At 65.6% G+C, this 18,273-nt stretch carries 21 protein-coding genes; 15 read left to right on the top strand and 6 right to left on the bottom strand.

Features of this window, described 5'->3' with window-relative positions; all coding sequences use genetic code 11:
* Positions 1 to 6: 6 nt before the first annotated feature.
* Positions 7 to 1,545 carry a murein biosynthesis integral membrane protein MurJ gene (gene murJ, locus BM353_RS08575; protein WP_092079368.1) on the top strand — a complete coding sequence of 513 codons (1,539 nt, stop codon included), beginning with the start codon at positions 7 to 9 and terminating at the stop codon, positions 1,543 to 1,545.
* A gap of 1 nt (position 1,546) precedes the next feature.
* Here murJ and BM353_RS08570 read toward each other — a convergent pair whose 3' ends face one another.
* Positions 1,547 to 2,230: a rhomboid family intramembrane serine protease gene (locus BM353_RS08570; RefSeq protein ID WP_092079365.1), complete on the bottom strand. Its 684-nt coding sequence runs from the start codon at positions 2,228 to 2,230 to the stop codon at positions 1,547 to 1,549.
* Between the two features lie 75 nt (positions 2,231 to 2,305).
* Between BM353_RS08570 and trpS the strand changes: the two genes are divergently transcribed.
* From trpS to BM353_RS08555, 3 genes are all read left to right on the top strand, one after another.
* On the top strand, positions 2,306 to 3,352 hold the full coding sequence (gene trpS / locus BM353_RS08565) for a tryptophan--tRNA ligase (protein WP_092079361.1): 1,047 nt from the start codon (positions 2,306 to 2,308) through the stop codon (positions 3,350 to 3,352).
* A gap of 230 nt (positions 3,353 to 3,582) precedes the next feature.
* Positions 3,583 to 4,038: a universal stress protein gene (locus tag BM353_RS08560; protein ID WP_092079359.1), complete on the top strand. Its 456-nt coding sequence runs from the start codon at positions 3,583 to 3,585 to the stop codon at positions 4,036 to 4,038.
* Positions 4,039 to 4,333: 295 nt separating this feature from the next.
* On the top strand, positions 4,334 to 4,672 hold the full coding sequence (locus BM353_RS08555; protein WP_092079357.1) for a hypothetical protein: 339 nt from the start codon (positions 4,334 to 4,336) through the stop codon (positions 4,670 to 4,672).
* 173 nt (positions 4,673 to 4,845) lie between these two features.
* On the opposite strand, the gene BM353_RS16620 is transcribed toward BM353_RS08555, so the two are convergent.
* The gene (locus BM353_RS16620; RefSeq protein WP_143104130.1) at positions 4,846 to 5,589 is read right to left on the bottom strand and encodes a VPLPA-CTERM sorting domain-containing protein; all 744 of its coding nucleotides are present in this window, start codon (positions 5,587 to 5,589) and stop codon (positions 4,846 to 4,848) included.
* 377 nt (positions 5,590 to 5,966) lie between these two features.
* On the opposite strand from BM353_RS16620, the gene BM353_RS08545 reads away from it, so the two are divergent.
* From BM353_RS08545 to BM353_RS08505, 9 genes are all read left to right on the top strand, one after another.
* Positions 5,967 to 6,533 carry a NifU family protein gene (locus BM353_RS08545; protein WP_092079350.1) on the top strand — a complete coding sequence of 189 codons (567 nt, stop codon included), beginning with the start codon at positions 5,967 to 5,969 and terminating at the stop codon, positions 6,531 to 6,533.
* A complete protein-coding gene (tsaB, locus tag BM353_RS08540) occupies positions 6,530 to 7,117 on the top strand; it encodes a tRNA (adenosine(37)-N6)-threonylcarbamoyltransferase complex dimerization subunit type 1 TsaB (RefSeq protein ID WP_092079347.1) in 588 nt (195 codons plus the stop codon). The genes BM353_RS08545 and tsaB overlap by 4 nt, the downstream gene beginning before the upstream one ends.
* Before the next feature lie 7 nt (positions 7,118 to 7,124).
* Complete coding sequence (locus BM353_RS08535) at positions 7,125 to 7,559, top strand: GNAT family N-acetyltransferase (protein ID WP_092079344.1); 435 nt, start codon at positions 7,125 to 7,127, stop codon at positions 7,557 to 7,559.
* Between the two features lie 176 nt (positions 7,560 to 7,735).
* Positions 7,736 to 8,737 (top strand): BMP family lipoprotein, encoded by a 1,002-nt coding sequence (locus BM353_RS08530; RefSeq protein ID WP_092079341.1) that lies wholly within the window; start codon positions 7,736 to 7,738, stop codon positions 8,735 to 8,737.
* Between the two features lie 124 nt (positions 8,738 to 8,861).
* Positions 8,862 to 10,481, top strand: a complete 1,620-nt coding sequence (locus BM353_RS08525) for an ABC transporter ATP-binding protein (protein WP_092079339.1) — start codon at positions 8,862 to 8,864, stop codon at positions 10,479 to 10,481.
* Positions 10,474 to 11,583 (top strand): ABC transporter permease, encoded by a 1,110-nt coding sequence (locus BM353_RS08520; RefSeq protein ID WP_092079336.1) that lies wholly within the window; start codon positions 10,474 to 10,476, stop codon positions 11,581 to 11,583. The genes BM353_RS08525 and BM353_RS08520 overlap by 8 nt, the downstream gene beginning before the upstream one ends.
* Positions 11,584 to 11,626: 43 nt before the next feature.
* Positions 11,627 to 12,592, top strand: a complete 966-nt coding sequence (locus tag BM353_RS08515) for an ABC transporter permease (RefSeq protein WP_092079333.1) — start codon at positions 11,627 to 11,629, stop codon at positions 12,590 to 12,592.
* Between the two features lie 164 nt (positions 12,593 to 12,756).
* Entirely contained in the window at positions 12,757 to 13,014 is a 258-nt protein-coding gene (locus BM353_RS08510) for an HP1242/YdcH family protein (protein WP_092079330.1), read from the top strand.
* Positions 13,015 to 13,034: 20 nt separating this feature from the next.
* Complete coding sequence (locus BM353_RS08505; protein ID WP_092079328.1) at positions 13,035 to 13,358, top strand: DUF3775 domain-containing protein; 324 nt, start codon at positions 13,035 to 13,037, stop codon at positions 13,356 to 13,358.
* Positions 13,359 to 13,360: 2 nt separating this feature from the next.
* On the opposite strand, the gene BM353_RS08500 is transcribed toward BM353_RS08505, so the two are convergent.
* Positions 13,361 to 13,828, bottom strand: coding sequence for an SRPBCC family protein (locus BM353_RS08500; protein WP_092079325.1), 468 nt, complete (start codon positions 13,826 to 13,828; stop codon positions 13,361 to 13,363).
* Complete coding sequence (locus tag BM353_RS08495) at positions 13,825 to 14,166, bottom strand: ArsR/SmtB family transcription factor (protein WP_092079322.1); 342 nt, start codon at positions 14,164 to 14,166, stop codon at positions 13,825 to 13,827. The genes BM353_RS08500 and BM353_RS08495 overlap by 4 nt, the downstream gene beginning before the upstream one ends.
* Positions 14,167 to 14,296: 130 nt before the next feature.
* Between BM353_RS08495 and BM353_RS08490 the strand changes: the two genes are divergently transcribed.
* Both BM353_RS08490 and BM353_RS08485 read left to right on the top strand, forming a co-directional pair.
* Entirely contained in the window at positions 14,297 to 15,226 is a 930-nt protein-coding gene (locus BM353_RS08490) for a sulfite exporter TauE/SafE family protein (RefSeq protein WP_092079319.1), read from the top strand.
* Positions 15,223 to 15,987, top strand: coding sequence for a TIGR02186 family protein (locus BM353_RS08485; protein ID WP_092079316.1), 765 nt, complete (start codon positions 15,223 to 15,225; stop codon positions 15,985 to 15,987). The genes BM353_RS08490 and BM353_RS08485 overlap by 4 nt, the downstream gene beginning before the upstream one ends.
* Positions 15,988 to 15,993: 6 nt before the next feature.
* On the opposite strand, the gene BM353_RS08480 is transcribed toward BM353_RS08485, so the two are convergent.
* Complete coding sequence (locus BM353_RS08480) at positions 15,994 to 16,713, bottom strand: SDR family oxidoreductase (RefSeq protein WP_092079312.1); 720 nt, start codon at positions 16,711 to 16,713, stop codon at positions 15,994 to 15,996.
* Positions 16,710 to 18,239, bottom strand: coding sequence for an ATP-dependent DNA helicase (locus BM353_RS08475; RefSeq protein ID WP_092079308.1), 1,530 nt, complete (start codon positions 18,237 to 18,239; stop codon positions 16,710 to 16,712). The genes BM353_RS08480 and BM353_RS08475 overlap by 4 nt, the downstream gene beginning before the upstream one ends.
* Positions 18,240 to 18,273: the final 34 nt, after the last annotated feature.

Below are 18,273 nucleotides of genomic sequence, written 5' to 3'. Positions count from 1 at the left end.
CGGGCCATGAAACCCATCCGCCTGATGTCGGGCATCTTTACCGTCGGCGGCTGGACGCTGATGTCGCGCGTGCTTGGCTTTCTGCGCGATGCGATGATCCTCGCCTTTCTCGGGGTGGGCCCGCTCTACGAGGCCTATGTGGTCGCTTTCCGTCTGCCCAACATGTTCCGCCGCTTCTTCGCCGAGGGCGCGTTCAACATGGCCTTCGTGCCGCTCTTCTCCAAAAAGGTCGAAGCGGGAGAGGACGCGCGCGCCTTCGCGCAGGAGGCTTTTGCCGGGCTCGCCTCGGTGCTGCTGGTGCTGATGCTGCTGGTCCAGCTGGCGATGCCATGGGCGATCCTCGTGCTCGCCTCGGGGTTCCGAGGCGAGCCGGAGTTCGACATCGCCGTGGCCTTCGGGCGCATCGCCTTTCCCTACGTGCTCTTCATCTCGCTCGCCGCCCTGCTGTCGGGCGTGCTGAATGCCACCGGGCGCTTCGCCGCCGCCGCCGCCGCGCCGGTGCTGCTCAACGTGGTGCTGATCGGGGCGATGTTCGGCGCCTACTGGCTCGGCGGGCCGGTGGCCGGCGCGCTCATCTGGGGGATCCCGGTGGCGGGCGCGGCCCAGCTCGCGCTGGTGTGGTGGGCGGCGGCAAAGGCGGGCTTTCCGGTGCGGCTCGCCCGCCCGCGCATGACGCCCGAGCTGCGCAAGCTGATCCGCATCGCCATCCCCGCCGCGCTCGCGGGCGGGGTGGTGCAGGTCAACCTCCTCGTCGGCCAGCAGGTCGCCTCCTATTTCGACAAGGCCGTGGGCTGGCTCTACGCCGCCGACCGCCTCTATCAGCTTCCGCTCGGCGTGGTGGGCATCGCGGTCGGGATCGTGCTCCTGCCGGACCTGTCGCGCCGGCTCAAGGCGGGCGATGACGCCGGCGGGCGCATGGCCTATTCCCGCGCGGGCGAGATTTCCCTCGCGCTGACCATTCCCGCCGCCGTGGCGCTTGTCGTGATCCCGTTGCCTCTGGTCTCGGTGCTGTTCCAGCGCGGCGCGACCACCGCCGACGACAGCGCGGCCATTGCGCTCGCGGTCGCGATCTACGGGCTCGGCCTGCCCGCCTTCGTGCTGCAAAAGGTCGTCCAGCCGCTGTTCTTCGCGCGCGAGGATACGCGACGCCCGTTCCGCTATGCGCTGGTCTCGATGATCGTCAACGCCGCCCTGGCCATCGGCCTCGCGCCGGTGCTCGGCTGGTTCGCCCCGGCCATCGCGACAACCCTCGCCGGTTGGGTCATGCTGGTCCTGCTCCTCACCGGCGCGCGCCCCATGGGCGAGGTCGCCCGGTTCGATGACCGGTTCCGCCGCCGCGTCCTGCGGATCTGCGGCGCGGCGGTGATCATGGGCGGGGTGCTTTGGGTCGCCAACCTGTTGCTCGGGCCGATGCTGGCGGCGCCGGGATGGCGCTATCTCGGCCTCGTTGCGCTGATCGCCTGCGGGATGGTGAGCTACTTCCTCGCGGCGCACAGTCTCGGCGGGCTGCCGCTGGGCGAGCTCAAACGCGCGCTCCGCCGCTGACTCACCGCTGCCGCAGCTTGTCGAGGATCCGCGCGAACCCGCCGGGCACGACAAAGACCGAGACCGCGAAGCCCGTGACGAACCCGCCCACGTCGCCGATCCAATCGGGATTGCCGCCAAAGAGCAGCCCAAAGGCCAGTTGAATCGCCATCAGGATACCGATCAGCCGGAAGGCCGCGAGCTGGGATTGGCCAAGCGCCCCGGCGCGCAGCCAGAGCAGGAAGGTGAAGGCGCCGATGAGCCCGTAGGCCGAGGGGAAGCCGCCGATGAGCCAGCCCTCCGCCGGCCCAAGCAGCCAGAAGATCAGCGCGCCGCCGATCGCCGACAGGACGAACACCGCCAGCACCGCGAGCGGATGGAAGAGCTCACCCACGAATTTCCCGAGCGCGAGGACGAAGACGCCGACGAAGAGCGCCTGTGTGAAGCTGACGTGAACAAAGGCGTAGGTCACGAGCCGTTTCAGCCCGTCGAGGCCCCAGCTCTGGCGCAGGAGCATCAGGTCCATCCACTCGTTGGAAAACCCGTAGCGCTGCATCGCGCCGAGCCGCCAGCCCACGCCCGAGGCCCCGCCGACAAGGCCGCGATCGGCCAGTGACAACACAAGCTCTATGCCCGCGATGAAGAGAAACAGCGCCGCGACGATCGGCGGCAGCGGGTTCACCGGGCTGGGATCATGCGCGCTCATCGGGTCCCCTCGCTTGACGGCATTGGGGCGCAGGGATAAGCCACCCGCACGCCAATATCCAGACGGAGTTTCCCGATGTCCGATGCCGCCCCCGCCAGCGAAGGACCTGCCCGCCAGTTCACACCGCGGGTGTTTTCCGGCATCAAGCCCTCGGGCGGTCTGACGCTTGGCAACTACCTCGGCGCCGTGCGCCGGTTCGTGGCGATGCAGCATGAGTTCGACCAGACGCTCTATTGCGTCGTCGATCAGCACGCGATCACCGTCTGGCAGGATCCGGCCGAGCTCCGGGACCGCACGCGCGAGCTTGCCGCCTTCTACATCGCCGCCGGGCTCGACCCGAAAAAAGCGATCCTCTTCAACCAATCGGCCGTCCCCGAACACTCCCAGCTCGCCTGGGTTTTCAACTGCGTGGCGCGGATGGGCTGGATGAACCGGATGACCCAGTTCAAGGACAAGGCCGGCAAGAACGCCGAGAAAGCCTCGCTCGGGCTCTATGCCTACCCCGCGCTGATGGCGGCCGACATCCTGCTCTATCAGGCGACGCATGTGCCCGTGGGCGAGGACCAGAAGCAGCATGTGGAGCTCACGCGCGATATCGCGGCCAAGTTCAACCATGACTTCGGCACCGAGCTTTTCCCGATGACCGAGCCGGTCATTCAGGGCGCGGGCACGCGGATCATGAGCCTGCGCGATGGATCCAAGAAGATGTCGAAGTCCGATGCCTCCGATGCCAGCCGGATCAACATGAGCGACGACGCCGAAGCGATCGCCCGCAAGATCCGCAAGGCCAAGACCGATCCCGACGCCTTGCCCTCGGAGGCGGAGGGGCTGAAGGACCGGCCCGAGGCGCGCAACCTCGTCAATATCTATGCCGCGCTGTCCAACCAATCGGTCGAGACTGCGCTGGCGGAGCTGGGCGGCAAGCAGTTCGGGGAGTTCAAGCCGATGCTCGTGGATCTTGCCGTGACCGAGCTGTCGCCCATCACCACCGAGATGCGCCGGCTTCTGGCCGATACGGCCGAGATCGACCGGGTGCTTCAGGCGGGCGCCACACGGGCCCGCGAGATCGCCGCGCCGATCCTGAAGCAAACCTACGACTGCGTGGGCTTCGTCGGCGCCTGAGCTCGCGCGTTCAGAAAACCGTATCGGCCCTGTCACGAATCTGACTCACTGGCGCGCTATGAACGGGCTGCGCGACGTGAGGCGCAGTTCGTATTTCCAACGAATGCATTCAGCGCGACTTTCGCCCCCGGTCCCCCCAAGGCCGGGGGCCTTTCACATGTTGCCCCCGAGGAACGTTGCGTCCGGACCGCCGAGCGGGCATGATCCCCCCGCAAGGGGGAGGCACGAACATGCGCAAGTTCCTGGTGGTGCTCGATGACAGCAGGGAATGCCTCAACGCGATCCGCTTCGCGGCGATGCGCGCGGCCAGGACCGGCGGCGGCGTCGAGGTCCTCTCGATCATCCCACCCGAAGAGTTCAACCACTGGATCGGCGTGGGCGACATCATGCGCGAAGAGGCCCGCGAGCGGATCGAGGTCCATTTCGAGGTCTTCGCCAAGTGGATGCGCGACCGGCAGGGGATCGAACCCCGGCTGGTCATCCGCGAAGGCGAGCCGGTGCACGAGATCTTCGCCCAGGTGAACGAGGATCCGCAGATCGGCGTCCTCGTGCTCGGCGCGGGCACCGGAAAAGGGGGCCCAGGCCCGCTTGTGACCCAGCTCGTCAAGTCCGCCGGCACCCTTCCGATCCCGATCACGATCGTTCCCGGCGACATGAGCAAGGACAAGCTCGAAGCCATCACCTGATTTCGAGAAAAAATCACCCGTTCAAGATTGGCCCGATCACGGGACCGATCACGCGACCGTGAGCCGGCGGGCCGGGTTCTGCGCTTTGCCGCACCAAGTCGGTCCACCCGCGCGCAGAGCGTCATTACGCTGCGTCTTTTTCGGATTTCAAGGCCTCCGCCGCTCACAAACGTAGCGCATTGATGTGACGCGAGCGGCTCTTGGCACAGCGGCATTTGCCCCCAAATTCATCGACAAGGGGCGGCACTGACCACCCTGAAACAACCGAGAAAACAGACTGTAAAGGAACTCACAAATGAAACGCTCCATCATCACCGCTTCGCTCGCCGCCCTCGTTGCCTCCGCATCGATCGCAACCGCAGACACCAGCTTCTTCTCCTATGAAGGCGCCCAGTCCGGCAAATCCTACGTCACCTTCGACAGCGTGACCGCCGACTCTGACGCCGTTGTGGAAATCCGCGATTTCCGCCTTGGTGAAGTGGGCGATCTGCTCGGCACCGAAACCGTCCACGCCGGCGCCAACACGCAGGTCAAAGTCCGCATCGGTGAAGAGCCGCTGGGCGACGTGATCGCGATCCTGAAATCCGGCGATCAGGTTCTCGCCACTCAGGAAGTCGACATCAACCGCAACTGATCGGTATCGATATCACGCAAGACAGGGGCTGGTCATGCGACCGGCCCCTCAACTTGTCTGCGACACCGCCACCGCGACGGCGTTGAAGTTCTGAAGTGCGCGTCAAACGGGCGCTTCGCTCGGCGCCACACCCCTCGGGCGCAATCAGCAACGCCGACCAGCGGCGCGCAACGTCAGCCTACGCTGCGGCGACGGACCAGAGCGAACCCGCCCAGAGCCGTCAAGGCAAGGGGCAAGCCAGCGGGCAATGGAACCACGTCAGGCGAGGCCGAGAGGCTGAACGGTGTGTCGAATGAAGCATGTGTGACAGTGAACACGCCAGAGGCGCGCGCGAGGGAATTCACAATGATACTTGGATCGTCATCGCACTGCATGTCGAAGCTGTCTGTAAAGTACCGCACTTCACCGTGCATTTGTGCAAAGGTGGGGGCGAAACGACCGCACCCTCTGAACCCATATTGGACCCCGATGAATGGCGCTGTTTCCTCGGCGAGGGACAGGTCGGCAAAATAGACGCGGGGGTCAGGGATTTCACCTGCTCGCCACGCGTCATTGTACGCCGTGATTTGTTCCGGTGTAGCGCCTGTTATGTCGAATGTTTCGATTGGCGCAGTCAGAGAATCGCAAGGACGTACAACATAATTGACCAATCTGGAAATTCTGGAGCGGCGCGCAATTTGCCAATCGCCGTAGGTATATTCACACGCAGGTGGGCCGGATGACATTCGGTTCCCAACTTGATCAAACGCCATCCCTGGGGCCAACACCGAGTTTGAAAAAAATGTGCCGGTGAGTGTCCGCTCACCTGGGGTCCCATCGGGATTGGTGAAAGAATGTGTCCCCATGAAATACACCGGCGCTGCGGTCGCGAAACTGGCCAAGAGGGCCATCGAAACAGCAAGTAGCAAAATACGCAAAATATAAATTCCTTAATATAAACTGGCCGATATAGGCTGGTTGATAAGTATGCTTGAAACCCGCTTCAAGGCAAGCGATCCCGTCAGAGTTTTGCCAAATTCTCGTTTTTCCAGAAGAAATTACACGTTATGCGCTAAAGGCAGATCCCGCCACACGCTATGCGCAACATTGTGGCACAACAGCACGCAATCTCGTGCAAAGCGCAGCATCGAGAGTGCGCCATGCGTCCGGCCCTTTTTCGGGCCCGCAGCATTGGGCCTGGCCAGAGGCCCCTTTCGCAACGGCGCGAGCTGGTGTATACATGTTTAGAATGGTTCTAAACCTTGACAGGGCGCGCGGGCCCGCGCATATCCGCAAGGCAAAACAGAGGTGCACGATGTTCATTCAGACCGAATCCACGCCGAACCCGTCGACCCTGAAGTTCCTTCCCGGAAAGCCCGTGCTCGCGCAGGGGACGGCCGATTTCCCCGCGCCCGAAGGGGCCGGCGCCTCGCCGCTCGCCACGCGCATCTTCGCGGTCGAGGGCGTTGCCGGCGTGTTCTTCGGCAGTGATTTCATCACCGTGACCAAGGCCGATCAGATCGAGTGGGATCACATCAAGCCATCGGTCCTCGGCGCGATCATGGAGCATTACCAGTCCGGCCAGCCGGTCATGGCCGACGATGCCGCGATGGGCAGCGGTCACGCGGAGCACCACGGCGAAGACGCCGAAATCGTGGGCCAGATCAAGGAATTGCTCGACAGCCGCGTGCGCCCCGCCGTGGCGCAGGATGGCGGCGACATCACCTTCCACGGGTTTGAGCGCGGCGTGGTCTACCTCCACATGCAGGGCGCCTGCGCGGGCTGCCCCTCCTCAACGCTCACGCTCAAGATGGGCATCGAGAACCTGCTGCGCCACTACATCCCCGAGGTCACCGAAGTGCGCCCCGTCGGCGTCCTGTGACCGGGCCGCTCCTTCTCGGCTTCGACACATCGGCCGCGCATTGCGCGGCCGCTTTGCTGCGCGGTGATGACTGCCTCGCCTCCCGGGCCGAGCCGATGAAACGCGGTCAGGCCGAACGGCTGATGCCGCTGCTTGAAGAGTTGCTGGCAGAAGCGGGTTGCACTTGGGCGGATCTCGATGGGATCGGCGTCGGGACCGGGCCGGGGAATTTCACCGGCATCCGGATTTCCGTCTCGGCCGCGCGGGGCCTTGCGCTGGCGCTCGATATTCCCGCCATCGGTGTCGATCTCTTCGACGTGGCCCGCGTTGGGGCCGAGGCCCCGCTCGCCGCCTGGCTTCCCGCCCCGCGGGAGGCGGCCTACCTCCAACATCCCGGCAAGAGCGCGGAGCAAGTCCCCATGGCAGAGATCAAGGCGCTTGGGGATGCGGCCATCGGCCTGCCGGAACCGGCCGAAATCGGCCGGCGGATCGCGGCGCTCGCGGCCGCGCGTCTCGATGCGCCCGGCCCCGCGCCCGCGCCGGTCTACATGCGCCCCGCCGATGCCGCCCCGCCGCGCGATCCGGCTCCGCGCATCGTGCCCTGAGCCGCGGATGACCGCGCCGGATCCCGCCGAACTCGCCGCTCTGCACGCCAAGGCTCGGGGGCCCGACCGCTTTTGGTCCGCCGAGGAATTCCGCTCCCTTCTGGCCGCGCGCCACGTCTTTGCCCTCACCGACCCCGCCACGGCGCCGCACGCCTTCGTACTGAGCCGGGCAGTAGCGGATGAGGCCGAACTGCTGCTCATAGCCACCGACGCCGCGCATCAGCGCCGGGGACACGCCGCGCGCCTTCTCGCCGCCTTCGAAGCCGAGGCCGCCGCCCGGGGCGCGCGCCAGCTCTTCCTTGAAGTCGCCGCCGACAACCGTCCCGCGCTTGCCCTCTACGCGGCCCACGGCTGGCAAACCACCGGCACGCGCCCTCGATATTACGCCCGGCCCAGCGGCCCGCGCGTCGACGCGGCGCTCATGCAAAAGTCCGTGACCTAGCGGCATTCCGGTTTTCCGCCACGCAACACACTGGCATTTCGCAAAAAGCTATTGACCCCCCCTCTGGCCTGCGTCCTAATCTGTGGCGATCGACTGAGATCTTATCAAAGACGGGGCTGGGGGGCCAATCAACGAGCCCGCGCCACCCGCGTCTGTGTCTAATTGGGAGTGTCTTAATGACCCGACTTCAGAACATCCTCGGCGCGACCACCGCCGCGCTCGCCCTTGGCGCCGGTGCTGCGCTGGCCGAACCTGCTATCATCTTCGATCTTGGCGGCAAGTTCGACAAATCCTTCAACGAAGCCGCATTCGCAGGCGCGACCCGTTGGGCCGAGGAGACCGGTGAAAGCTTCCGCGAGATCGAGCTTCAGTCCGAAGCTCAGCGCGAGCAGGCACTGCGCCGCTTCGCGGAATCGGGCGCCAACCCGGTGATCACCATGGGCTTCGCGATGGCCGATCCGCTCAGCAGCGTCGCGCCCGACTACCCGGACACCAAGTTCCTCGCCGTGGATGTCACCTGGCTCGACACGCCCAACATCCGCCAGGTCGGCTTTGCCGAGCATGAAGGCTCCTACCTCGTCGGCATGCTGGCGGCCCTCGCCTCCGAGACCGGCACCGTCGGCTTCGTCGGCGGCATGGACATCCCGCTCATCCGTCACTTCGGCTGCGGCTACGCCCAGGGCGCCCTTGCGGCCGACCCCGATGTCAAGATCGTCGCCAACATGACCGGGACCACCCCGGCAGCCTGGAACGACCCGGTGAAGGGCTCCGAGCTCACCAAGGCCCAGATCAGCCAGGGCGCGGACGTGGTCTTTGCCGCGGCCGGCGGCACCGGCGTGGGCGTCTTGCAGACCGCCGCGGATGAGGGGATCCTCTCCATCGGTGTGGACAGCAACCAGAACCACCTGCACTCGGGCAAAGTCCTGACCTCGATGCTCAAGCGCGTGGACGTGGCCGTCTATGACGCGCTGAAAGCGGGCGAAAATCTCGAAACCGGCGTTTTTGTCTTGGGTCTTGCCGATGATGGCGTGGGCTATGCGCTCGACGAGCACAACGAAGCGCTCATCACCCCCGAGATGAAGGCCGCTGTGGACGAGGCGCGCCAGCAGATCATCGACGGCGAGATCTCCGTGGCCAGCTACTACGAAAACGACAGCTGCCCGGCCTACAATTTCTGATACCCTGATAGCGGGGCGGGGCGGGATACATCCGTCCCGCCCCGTTTCGTCCCAGTCTTGCCGATCCCGTGACCCGCGAGCCGAGCCGGTCGATCAGCGGCGCAACCCGATACCGAGGCCAGCCATGACCGCCCCTGTCACCGCTCCTTCGCCCAGCCCGACCGAGAGCCGCGCGACCGCGCCGGCCATTGAACTCAAGGGCATCTCCAAATCCTTCGGGCCGGTTCAGGCCAACAAGGACATCTCGATCCGCGTCATGCCGGGCACGATCCACGGCATCATCGGCGAGAACGGCGCGGGGAAATCCACGCTCATGTCGATCCTCTACGGCTTCTACAAGGCCGATGCGGGCGAGATTTTCATCAACGGCCACAAGACAGAGATCCCCGACAGCCAGGCCGCGATCGCGGCGGGCATCGGGATGGTGTTCCAGCATTTCAAACTGGTGAAGAATTTCACGGTGCTCGAGAACATCGTTCTGGGCGCCGAAGAGGGCCGGCTGCTCCGCCCCAGCCTCAAGAAGGCGCGCGGCGTGTTGAAGCAACTGGCCGAGGAATACGAGCTCAATGTCGATCCCGATGCGCTGATCGAAGACCTCAGCGTTGGCCATCAGCAAAGGGTCGAGATCCTCAAGGCGCTCTACCGTCAGGCCGATATCCTGATCCTCGACGAGCCTACCGGCGTGCTCACCCCGGCCGAAGCGGATCACCTCTTCCGCATTCTCAACAACCTGCGCGCCGAGGGAAAGACGATCATCCTGATCACGCATAAGCTGCGTGAAATCATGGAGATAACCGATTCTGTCAGCGTCATGCGGCGCGGCGAGATGACCGATACCGTCAGCACCTCGGGCACCAATCCCGAGCAGCTCGCCGAGATGATGGTGGGCCGCAAGGTGCTGTTGCGCGTCGACAAGACCCCGGCGAACCCGGGCGAGAAATTCCTTGAAATCGAGGGGCTGCGCGTCGTCGATGACGCGGGTGTGGAGCGGCTCAAGGGCATCGGCCTGACCATCCGCGCGGGCGAGATTCTGGGCATCGCCGGTGTCTCGGGCAACGGCCAGTCGGAGCTTCTCGAAGTGCTCGGCGGGATGATCCCGGCCACCTCCGGCACCGTGCGCGTGCGCGGCGAGGAGATCGACATCACCGGCAAACACTCCGATGGCCAGTCGCGGCGCGCCCGCGGCATCGCCCACGTGCCCGAAGACCGGCAGCACGAGGGGCTGATCATGGATTTCCACGCCTGGGAAAACATCTGTTTCGGCTATCACCACGACCCGAAGTTTCAGGCCAACCGCTTCCTCATGGACAACGAGGCGCTGCGCAAGGACACCGAGGCCAAGATCGAGCGCTTCGATATCCGCCCCCCCAACTGCTGGACCGCGGCCAAGAATTTCTCCGGCGGCAACCAGCAGAAGATCGTCGTCGCGCGCGAGATCGAGCGCAATCCGGACATCCTTCTGGTCGGACAGCCGACGCGCGGGGTCGACATCGGGGCGATCGAGTTCATCCACAAGCAGATCGTCGCGCTGCGCGATGCGGGCAAGGCGATCCTGTTGGTGAGTGTCGAGCTTGACGAGATCATGTCGCTCTCGGACCGGATCGCAGTGATGTTCGACGGCCAGATCATGGGCGAGCGCCTGCCGGCCGATACCAACGAGCGCGAGCTTGGCCTGCTGATGGCCGGCGTGACCGACGCGCCCACCGGGGCCGCCCCAGCTCTGGAGGAGACGATCCATGGATAAGATGCCGGCATGGGCCGATGCGATACTCGTCCCGCTCATCTCGCTGTTGCTTGCCGCCATCCTCTCGGCGCTTGTCATCATAGGCATCGGCGAAGATCCGATCGCGGCGGTCAAGCTCATGGTTTCCGGCGCGCTCGGCTCGACCTACGGCTGGGGCTATACCCTCTACTACGCGACGAATTTCATCTTCACCGGCCTCGCGGTCGCCGTCGCCTTCCACGCCAGCCTCTTCAACATCGGCGGCGAGGGTCAGGCGACGCTCGGCGGGCTCGGCGTGGCGATCATCTGCCTCGCGCTGCCCTGGCCGCACTGGTCGCTGGCGCTGCTCGCGGCGATCGGGTTTTCCGCGCTCTTCGGCGCGATGTGGGCCCTCATCCCCGCCTACCTGCAAGCCAAGCGCGGCAGCCATATCGTGATCACGACGATCATGTTCAACTTCATCGCCGCGGCGTTGCTGAACTATGTCCTCGTCAACGTGATGCGCCCGGTGGGCAGCATGGACCCCGCCAGCGCGCGCTTCTCCGAGGCCGTCCATATCCCGACACTGCATGAGCTCCTCGCTCCGATCGGGATCGAATTTTCCAAGGCCGCGCCGGCGAACGTGAGCCTTCTGGTTGCGCTTCTGGCCTGTTTTCTCGTCTGGCTGCTCATCTGGCGCACGCGCCTCGGCTACCAGATCCGCGCCTTCGGCAAATCGGAATCGGCGGCGAAATACGCCGGGATCAACCCGGTGCGGATCACCGTCATCGCGATGCTGATCTCGGGCGGTCTCGCCGGTCTGATGGCCATCAACAACGTGATGGGCGAGGCCGAACGGCTTGTGCTCAACGCAACAGAGGGCGCGGGCTTCATCGGCATCGCCGTGGCGCTCATGGGCCGCAACCACCCGTTCGGCATCCTGCTCGCCGCGATCCTCTTCGGCTTCCTCTACCAGGGCGGCGCGGAACTAGCCCTCTGGACCAGCATTCCGCGCGAATTGATCGTGGTCATTCAAGCGCTTGTCATCCTCTTCACCGGGGCGCTGGACAACATGGTGCGGATCCCGCTGGAGAAGCTCTTCGTCCGCTTCCGCCGCAGCTCCGCCGGGGGATCCTCGCGATGACACAGCCCTCCGCCCTGCACGGCAACGAAAGAAAAGGTGACGCATGGACCTGCTGACCATCGTCCAGATCCTCGACAGCACGCTCCGCCTCGCGACGCCGCTTCTGCTGGCCTGTCTCGCCGGGCTCTTCTCCGAACGGGCGGGCATTTTCGACATCGGGCTCGAGGGCAAGATGCTCGCCGCGGCCTTCTTCTCCGCGGCCACCGCGGCGATCACCGGCTCGGTCTGGCTCGGCCTGCTGGCGGGGATCGCGTCCTCCATCCTGCTCTCGCTGCTGCACGGGCTCGCGTCGATCACCTTCCGCGGCAACCAGCTTATCTCCGGCGTCGCGATCAACTTCCTCGCCGCCGGGATGACCGTCCTGATCGCCCAGGACTGGTTCAGCCAGGGCGGGCGCACCCCCTCGCTCATCGGCCGCGGCCGGTTCGAGCAGATCACCCTGCCCTTCGCCGACGCCGTCGAGAGCACACCGATCATCGGCCCGATCTACGCCGAGCTTCTCTCCGGCCACACGATCCTGGTCTATGTCTCGCTGCTGGCCGTTCCGCTCACGTGGTGGATCCTGTTCCGCACCCGGTTCGGCCTGCGCCTGCGCGCGGTGGGCGAAGCGCCCGAGGCGGTGGACACGGCGGGCGTTTCGGTCGTCGGGCTGCGCTATGCGGCGGTCATGATCTGCGGCGTGCTCTGCGGCATCGCGGGCGCCTATCTCGCCACGGGCCTGCAGGCGGGCTTCGTCAAGGACATGACCGCGGGGCGCGGCTACATCGCCCTCGCCGCCCTCATCTTCGCCAAATGGCGCCCGTGGTACGCGCTCTACGCCTGCTTGCTCTTCGGCTTCCTGCAGGCCATCGCGCTGCGCTATCAAAACATCGACCTCGGCGTCTTCGTGATCCCGGTGCAGGTGATGGACGCGCTGCCCTATATCCTCACGGTGGTGATCCTCGCCGGGTTTGTCGGCAAGGCGATCCCGCCGCGTGCGGGTGGTGAGGCCTACGTCAAGGAGCGCTAAGCGGTCGCCTTCGGGTGCGGTGATGCGTCAAACCGCCGTTTGACCCAGATCAATGCCCGGCTTGCGGACTTCAGACAATCTGGGACCTGCCCCGGCGGGCGGGGTGGCCTCACGCCCCATCCCGTGCCCGGTGCGCTCAACGCAACCGAAGCCAGGTCCATCATATGTCCCACGTCCCCCACGCACTCGCCGACGAATTCCCCGACCATGCCGAGGCGCTCAGCCGTCTCAAATCGGACGACGCCCATGCCGCGCGTCTGTTTGACGAGTACCACGAGGTCAACCGGCTGGTGCATCGCGGCGAGACGGATGTGGAGCCGATGAGCGATCCCCATCTGACCGAACTTCGCAAGCGGCGGATGGCGCTCAAGGATGAGGTCTATGCCCTGCTCAAGGCGCGCGGCGACGCGGCCGTCGGCTGAAGCCCAAGGGAGGGACGCGGATGATCGAGATCAGCACAAACAAGGTCGTCCGGGTGATCTTCCTCGCTCGCGAGTATGGCCCCGGCAGCCGGCAGTTGAGCGACTATGTCTCGGGGCTCAATGAAGACGAGGCGGCCAATCTCGTGGCCCTCCTGTGGATCGGGCGCGACAGTTTCGACGCGGCCGAGTGGGAGGAGGCGCTCGCCAATGCGCGGCAGGAAGCGACCGCCCCGACCGAGGACTACCTTGCCGGCATCCCCGAGCTTGCCGATCACCTTGAGGCAGGGCTCGACGCCCTCGGCATCACTGTGTCGGAGGCAGAGGACCATTTCCGCGACGGGTGAGGTCACATCTGAGAGCGCGCATAGGCCTCCAGTTGCGTCGCGACGGTGCCCCAGCCGGAGAAAAACCCCATGTCCTCATGGGTTTGTCGCGCCTCGGCGGAACGGTGCCGGACGGTGGCGGTGTAAGCCGTCTCCCCCGCGCCCGCATCGGCGAAATCGAGGATCGCGGTCATGAAGGGATCGGGCGCCGGTGCCCAGCCCTCGCTGTAGGTATCGGTGAACACCAGCCGCGTCTCGGGCACCACCTCTAGAAACACGCCACGGTTCTCGATGCGGGCCCCATCGACGACCAGCACCGTGTCGAACCGCCCTCCCGGGCGTAGATCAACATCGCAGGCGTCGAGCCGGTGGGGCTCCGGCATGAAGAACGCCTTGAGGTGGTCCGGCGTGGTCCAGCAGCGCCACAAGAGCGCGCGCGGGGCCTTGAGACTCCGCGTGATCTGAAGGTCCGTTTCGGGATTGAGTTTCATGTCTCGTCCTCCTCCTTGAGATTCGCGATATGGCCCTCGAACCGATCCAGCCGCGCCTCCCAGACGCGGGCCTGCTGGTCGAGCCAGTCGCGGACAGGGGCGATCGCGCCGGGCGCGAGCGCGCAGCGACGGGTGCGCCCGGTCTTGGCCGTCGTGATGAGCCCCGCCGCCTCCAGCTTGCGTAGATGCGCCAGAAAGGACGGCAGCGCCATGTCATGCGCCGCTGCCAATTCGCTCACAGTCGTCGGCCCGCGCGCCAGCCGGTCTAGGACTGCGCGCCGGGTCGGATCACCAAGCGCGGTAAAACAGGCGGACAGGGTGTCATCATACTTAGCCATATGACTAACCATGCGCCCTCCGCGCTGCCCCGTCAAGACAGTTAGCGTAATGGCTAACCATTATGCCCGCACGCTCCCTCCCCCAATCTCGCGCGTTGCCTTTGGCCGCGCTGCGGCGCAATGTGGAGCCATGCAGATCTACCTTCCCGTCGCCGAGGTTTCGGTCAATATCTACCTGCTGCTCGGACTGGGCGGGATGATCGGCATCCTTTCGGGAATGTTCGGCGTGGGCGGGGGCTTCCTGCTGACGCCGCTGCTCTTCTTCATCGGCATCCCGCCGGCCGTTGCCGTGGCCACCGGCGCCAACCAGATCGTCGCCTCCTCGGTTTCGGGCCTGCTCGCGCATCTGCGGCGCAAGACGGTGGACCTCAGGATGGGGATGATGCTGCTCGTGGGCGGCCTGACCGGCGCGGGTGGCGGCGTATTCATCTTTAACTACCTGAAATCATTGGGGCAAGTCGATCTTCTGATCAACCTGTGCTACGTGATCTTCCTCGGCGTGATCGGCGCGCTCATGTTCGTCGAGAGCCTGCGCGCCCTGCGCCGCTCGCGGGTGTATCGCCCCGGTGCGCCGCGCCGAAAATTGCACCAGCACACCTGGGCCCACGCGCTTCCGATCAAGATGCGCTTCCGCGTCTCGGGCCTCTACATCTCGGTGATCCCGGTGCTGCTCGTGGGTTTTCTGGTCGGAATGCTCTCGTCGATCATGGGCGTGGGCGGCGGGTTCATCATGATTCCGGCGATGATATACCTGCTTGGGATGCCGACGCGGGTCGTGGTCGGCACCTCACTGTTCCAGATCATTTTCGTGACCGGCTTCACCACCTTGCTGCACGCCACGACGAACTTCACCGTGGACGTGGTGCTGGCGCTCCTGCTGCTCATCGGCGGCGTCGTCGGTGCCCAATTCGGCACCCAGATCGGGCTGATGCTGAAGGCCGAACAGCTCCGCATCGGGCTGGCGGCGCTTGTGCTCGTGGTCTGCGGCAAGCTGGCGCTGGATCTTCTGCTGGAGCCCTCCGAGCTCTTCTCTCTGGCCGCTGGGGAGGCCCCGGAATGATACGCGCGGGGCTCCTCGGGCTGGGCCTCGGCCTTCTCGCCCTGCCCGCGCTTGCCGAACAGGTCGTGCTCGGGCTCAGCCGCGACCGGGTCCAGATCACCACCACCTTCGACGGCTCCGACATCCTGATCTTCGGCGCGGTCAAGCGCGAAGCGCCCGCGCCGGAAGATCCGATGGATGTGGTGATTTCGGTGCAAGGCCCCTCCACGCCGGTTACGGTGCGGCGCAAATCGCGGCGCTTCGGCATCTGGATCAACACCGACACGGTCGAGGTGGGTCGCGCACCGAGCTTCTTTGCCATCGCGACGACGAGCCCCATCGAGGACACGCTTCTGCGGATCGAGGACATGCGCGAGCGCGTCTCGCTCGACCGCGCGATCAGCGGGTGGCGCTGGATCGACGACGTGGAGGAGCCGCTGGAATTTCTCGACGCACTCAAACGCATCCGCTTCGAAGAAGGGCGCTACACGATCAACGAGAGCAGCATCGCCTTTGACGAGGAAACCCTGTTCCGGACGTCGATTCGCCTGCCCGCGAATCTCACCGAGGGCGGCTATCTGACCCGCATTTTCCTCACGCGCGAGGGGCGGATCGTGTCGAGCTACGAGACGGTGATCGACGTGCACAAGGTCGGGCTGGAGCGCTGGCTCTACAGCCTGTCGCGGGAGCAACCGCTGATTTACGGGCTGATGTCACTGGCGCTTGCGATCTTCGCGGGCTGGGGCGCCTCCGAGCTGTTCCGGGCGATAAGACGAGCTTAAATTGCGCTAACCTCTTCCCACGTAGGGCATTTTCGTCGCCATCAGCGTCATGAACTGCACATTCGCCTCTGCCGGTAGCTCCGCCATCTGACGCACCGCGCGGGCCACGTCAGCCACCTCCATCGTCGGCGGCGGCGGGCCGCTTGAGGCGGCGATAATCCCGTCCAGAAGCTCGGTGCGGGCGTTGCCGATATCGATCTGGCCGCAAGCGATGTCGAAGGCGCGGCCATCGAGCGAGAGCGTCTTGGTCAGCCCGGTGATCGCGTGTTTCGTCGTGGTGTAGGCCACCGAGTTCTCGCGCGGGGCGTGGGCCGAGATCGATCCGTTGTTGATGATTCGCCCGCCCATCGGGCTCTGGCGGCGCATCTGGGCGAAGGCGGCGCGGGCGGCGAGGAACATGCCGGTGACGTTGACATCCACCACGGCGCGCCATTCCTCCGGCGAGAGCTCGTCGATGAGGGCCGCGCGCCCGAAGGTTCCGGCGTTGTTGAAGAGCACGTCGAGGCGGCCCGTGGAGGCGGTGAAGCGCTCGAAGGCGGCCGCGACAGCATCCGGGTCGGTCACGTCGGCGGGCAGGGTGTGGGCGCCCGCGCGGCCCTCGGCGATGGTGCGGAGCTTGTCTTCCGAGCGTGCGAGAAGGCCGACCTGCCAGCCCGCGTCGAGGAACTCCCGGGCGCAGGCCGCGCCGATACCGCTGCTGGCGCCTGTGATTACGATGCTTTTCATTCCGCCTCCGTGGTTTCCAGCGTCAGGGGCGCGGGCGCGGCGCGCAGATCGTCCACGCGCAGCGGCCCCGAGGGTTTGGAGAGACGCGCGCGCACCACCCAGTGAAGCCGCTCCTGCGCCCGGGTGATCGCCACATAGGCCAGACGTTTCCACAGCGGCTGTCCCGCCTCGTTGCGCCCCATCCGCGCCGCGGCATAGAGGTCCGGCGCGAAGACCTGAACGGCCTCCCACTGCGAGCCCTGCGCCTTGTGGATCGTCACGGCCGCACCATGCAGGAAGACCGCGCCCATGTGGGCGGCGTAGGGGATAAAGGGCTCTTCCTCTCCGGGTTTTTCGATCTTCACGATGGAAGCCGCACTGAGCTGGGGATCCTCCGCGCCGATGACATGCAGGCGCGAAAACCCCGAGCGGCGGCCGGGTTCGAGATAGACCACCTGAGCCCCCTTCACCAGGCCGCGGGCCTCAAGATCGAGCCGTTTCTTGCGGTGTTTGAGCGGGAGCTCCAGCCCATCGCAGATCAGCGGCTCGCCAGGCAGGAGCGCATCCTCCGGCGCGCCGTGCACCGAACGGAACGCGTTGATCAGGCGGATGCGCGTCGCGTTGCGCCAGACAAGAACCGGCGAGCGGGCCATCAGATCGACTTCGACCCGCTGGCCCCAGATGACGCGTTCGTCGCGCCGCGCAGCCGACTCGACCATGGATTCGAAGTCTTCAAAGCTCAGGTCGGGATCACCCAGGGCATGGGCGAGATCGAGAATCGGGTTGTCGGCCTCTTGGCGGTGGACGCGGGCGAGCGAGAGGATGCGCTTCTCCGGGAGCTTGTCGAAGATCATCTCGCCCGATTGCCCCACCGGGGCGAGTTGGGCCGGATCGCCGAACAGCAGGAGCGTAGGGAAGATTTCCTTGAGGTCATCGAACTGCCGCGCATCGAGCATCGAAGCCTCGTCGATGAGCCCGATGTCCAGCGGCTCCTCGCGGCGTTTCCATCCGGTGATGAAGTCCGAGCCGCGCAGACCGGCGGCGGCAAACGCGCCGGGAACCGAGGGCGTACGGTCGTAAAACCCCTTGGCCCGGTCGAGCGACTCGTCGGTCAGCCCGTCGATCTCGGGCCGGTCGCCGTTGCCCGCAAGCCAATCGGCGATCTTCTCGTACTCCGGGTCATAGACCGGGGTGTAGAGGATGCGGTGGATGGTGGTGGCGGGGACGCCACGCATCCGAAGCACGCTGGCGGCCTTGTTGGTCGGCGCGAGGACGGCGATCGTCCTGCGATCCTTGCGGCGGCGGCCTTCATAGTCGCCCGAAATGACCTCCACGCCCGCCTTTTGCAAGGCGCGCACCAGTTCCGCGAGGAGGAGTGTCTTGCCGGACCCGGCCTTGCCGGTGATGGCCAGAACGTTGGTCTTGCCCTCTTTGGGCGGGGTCAGCGTGTCGTTCAGCAGATCGACGCCCACGGAGGCCAGCATCTCGGAGATGCGGTCGTGGGCTTCGGCCTGATCGTCTGAGAAGGTGAGGGCGGGCGCGCGCATGGCCAGACATTACGCGCGCCGCTCACCGGGGGGA

The organism is Poseidonocella sedimentorum, from assembly GCF_900116005.1.
Classification (GTDB): domain Bacteria; phylum Pseudomonadota; class Alphaproteobacteria; order Rhodobacterales; family Rhodobacteraceae; genus Poseidonocella; species Poseidonocella sedimentorum.
The sequence above is the reverse complement of the archived record's forward strand: the minus strand, read 5'-3'. Positions and strand labels throughout refer to the sequence as shown.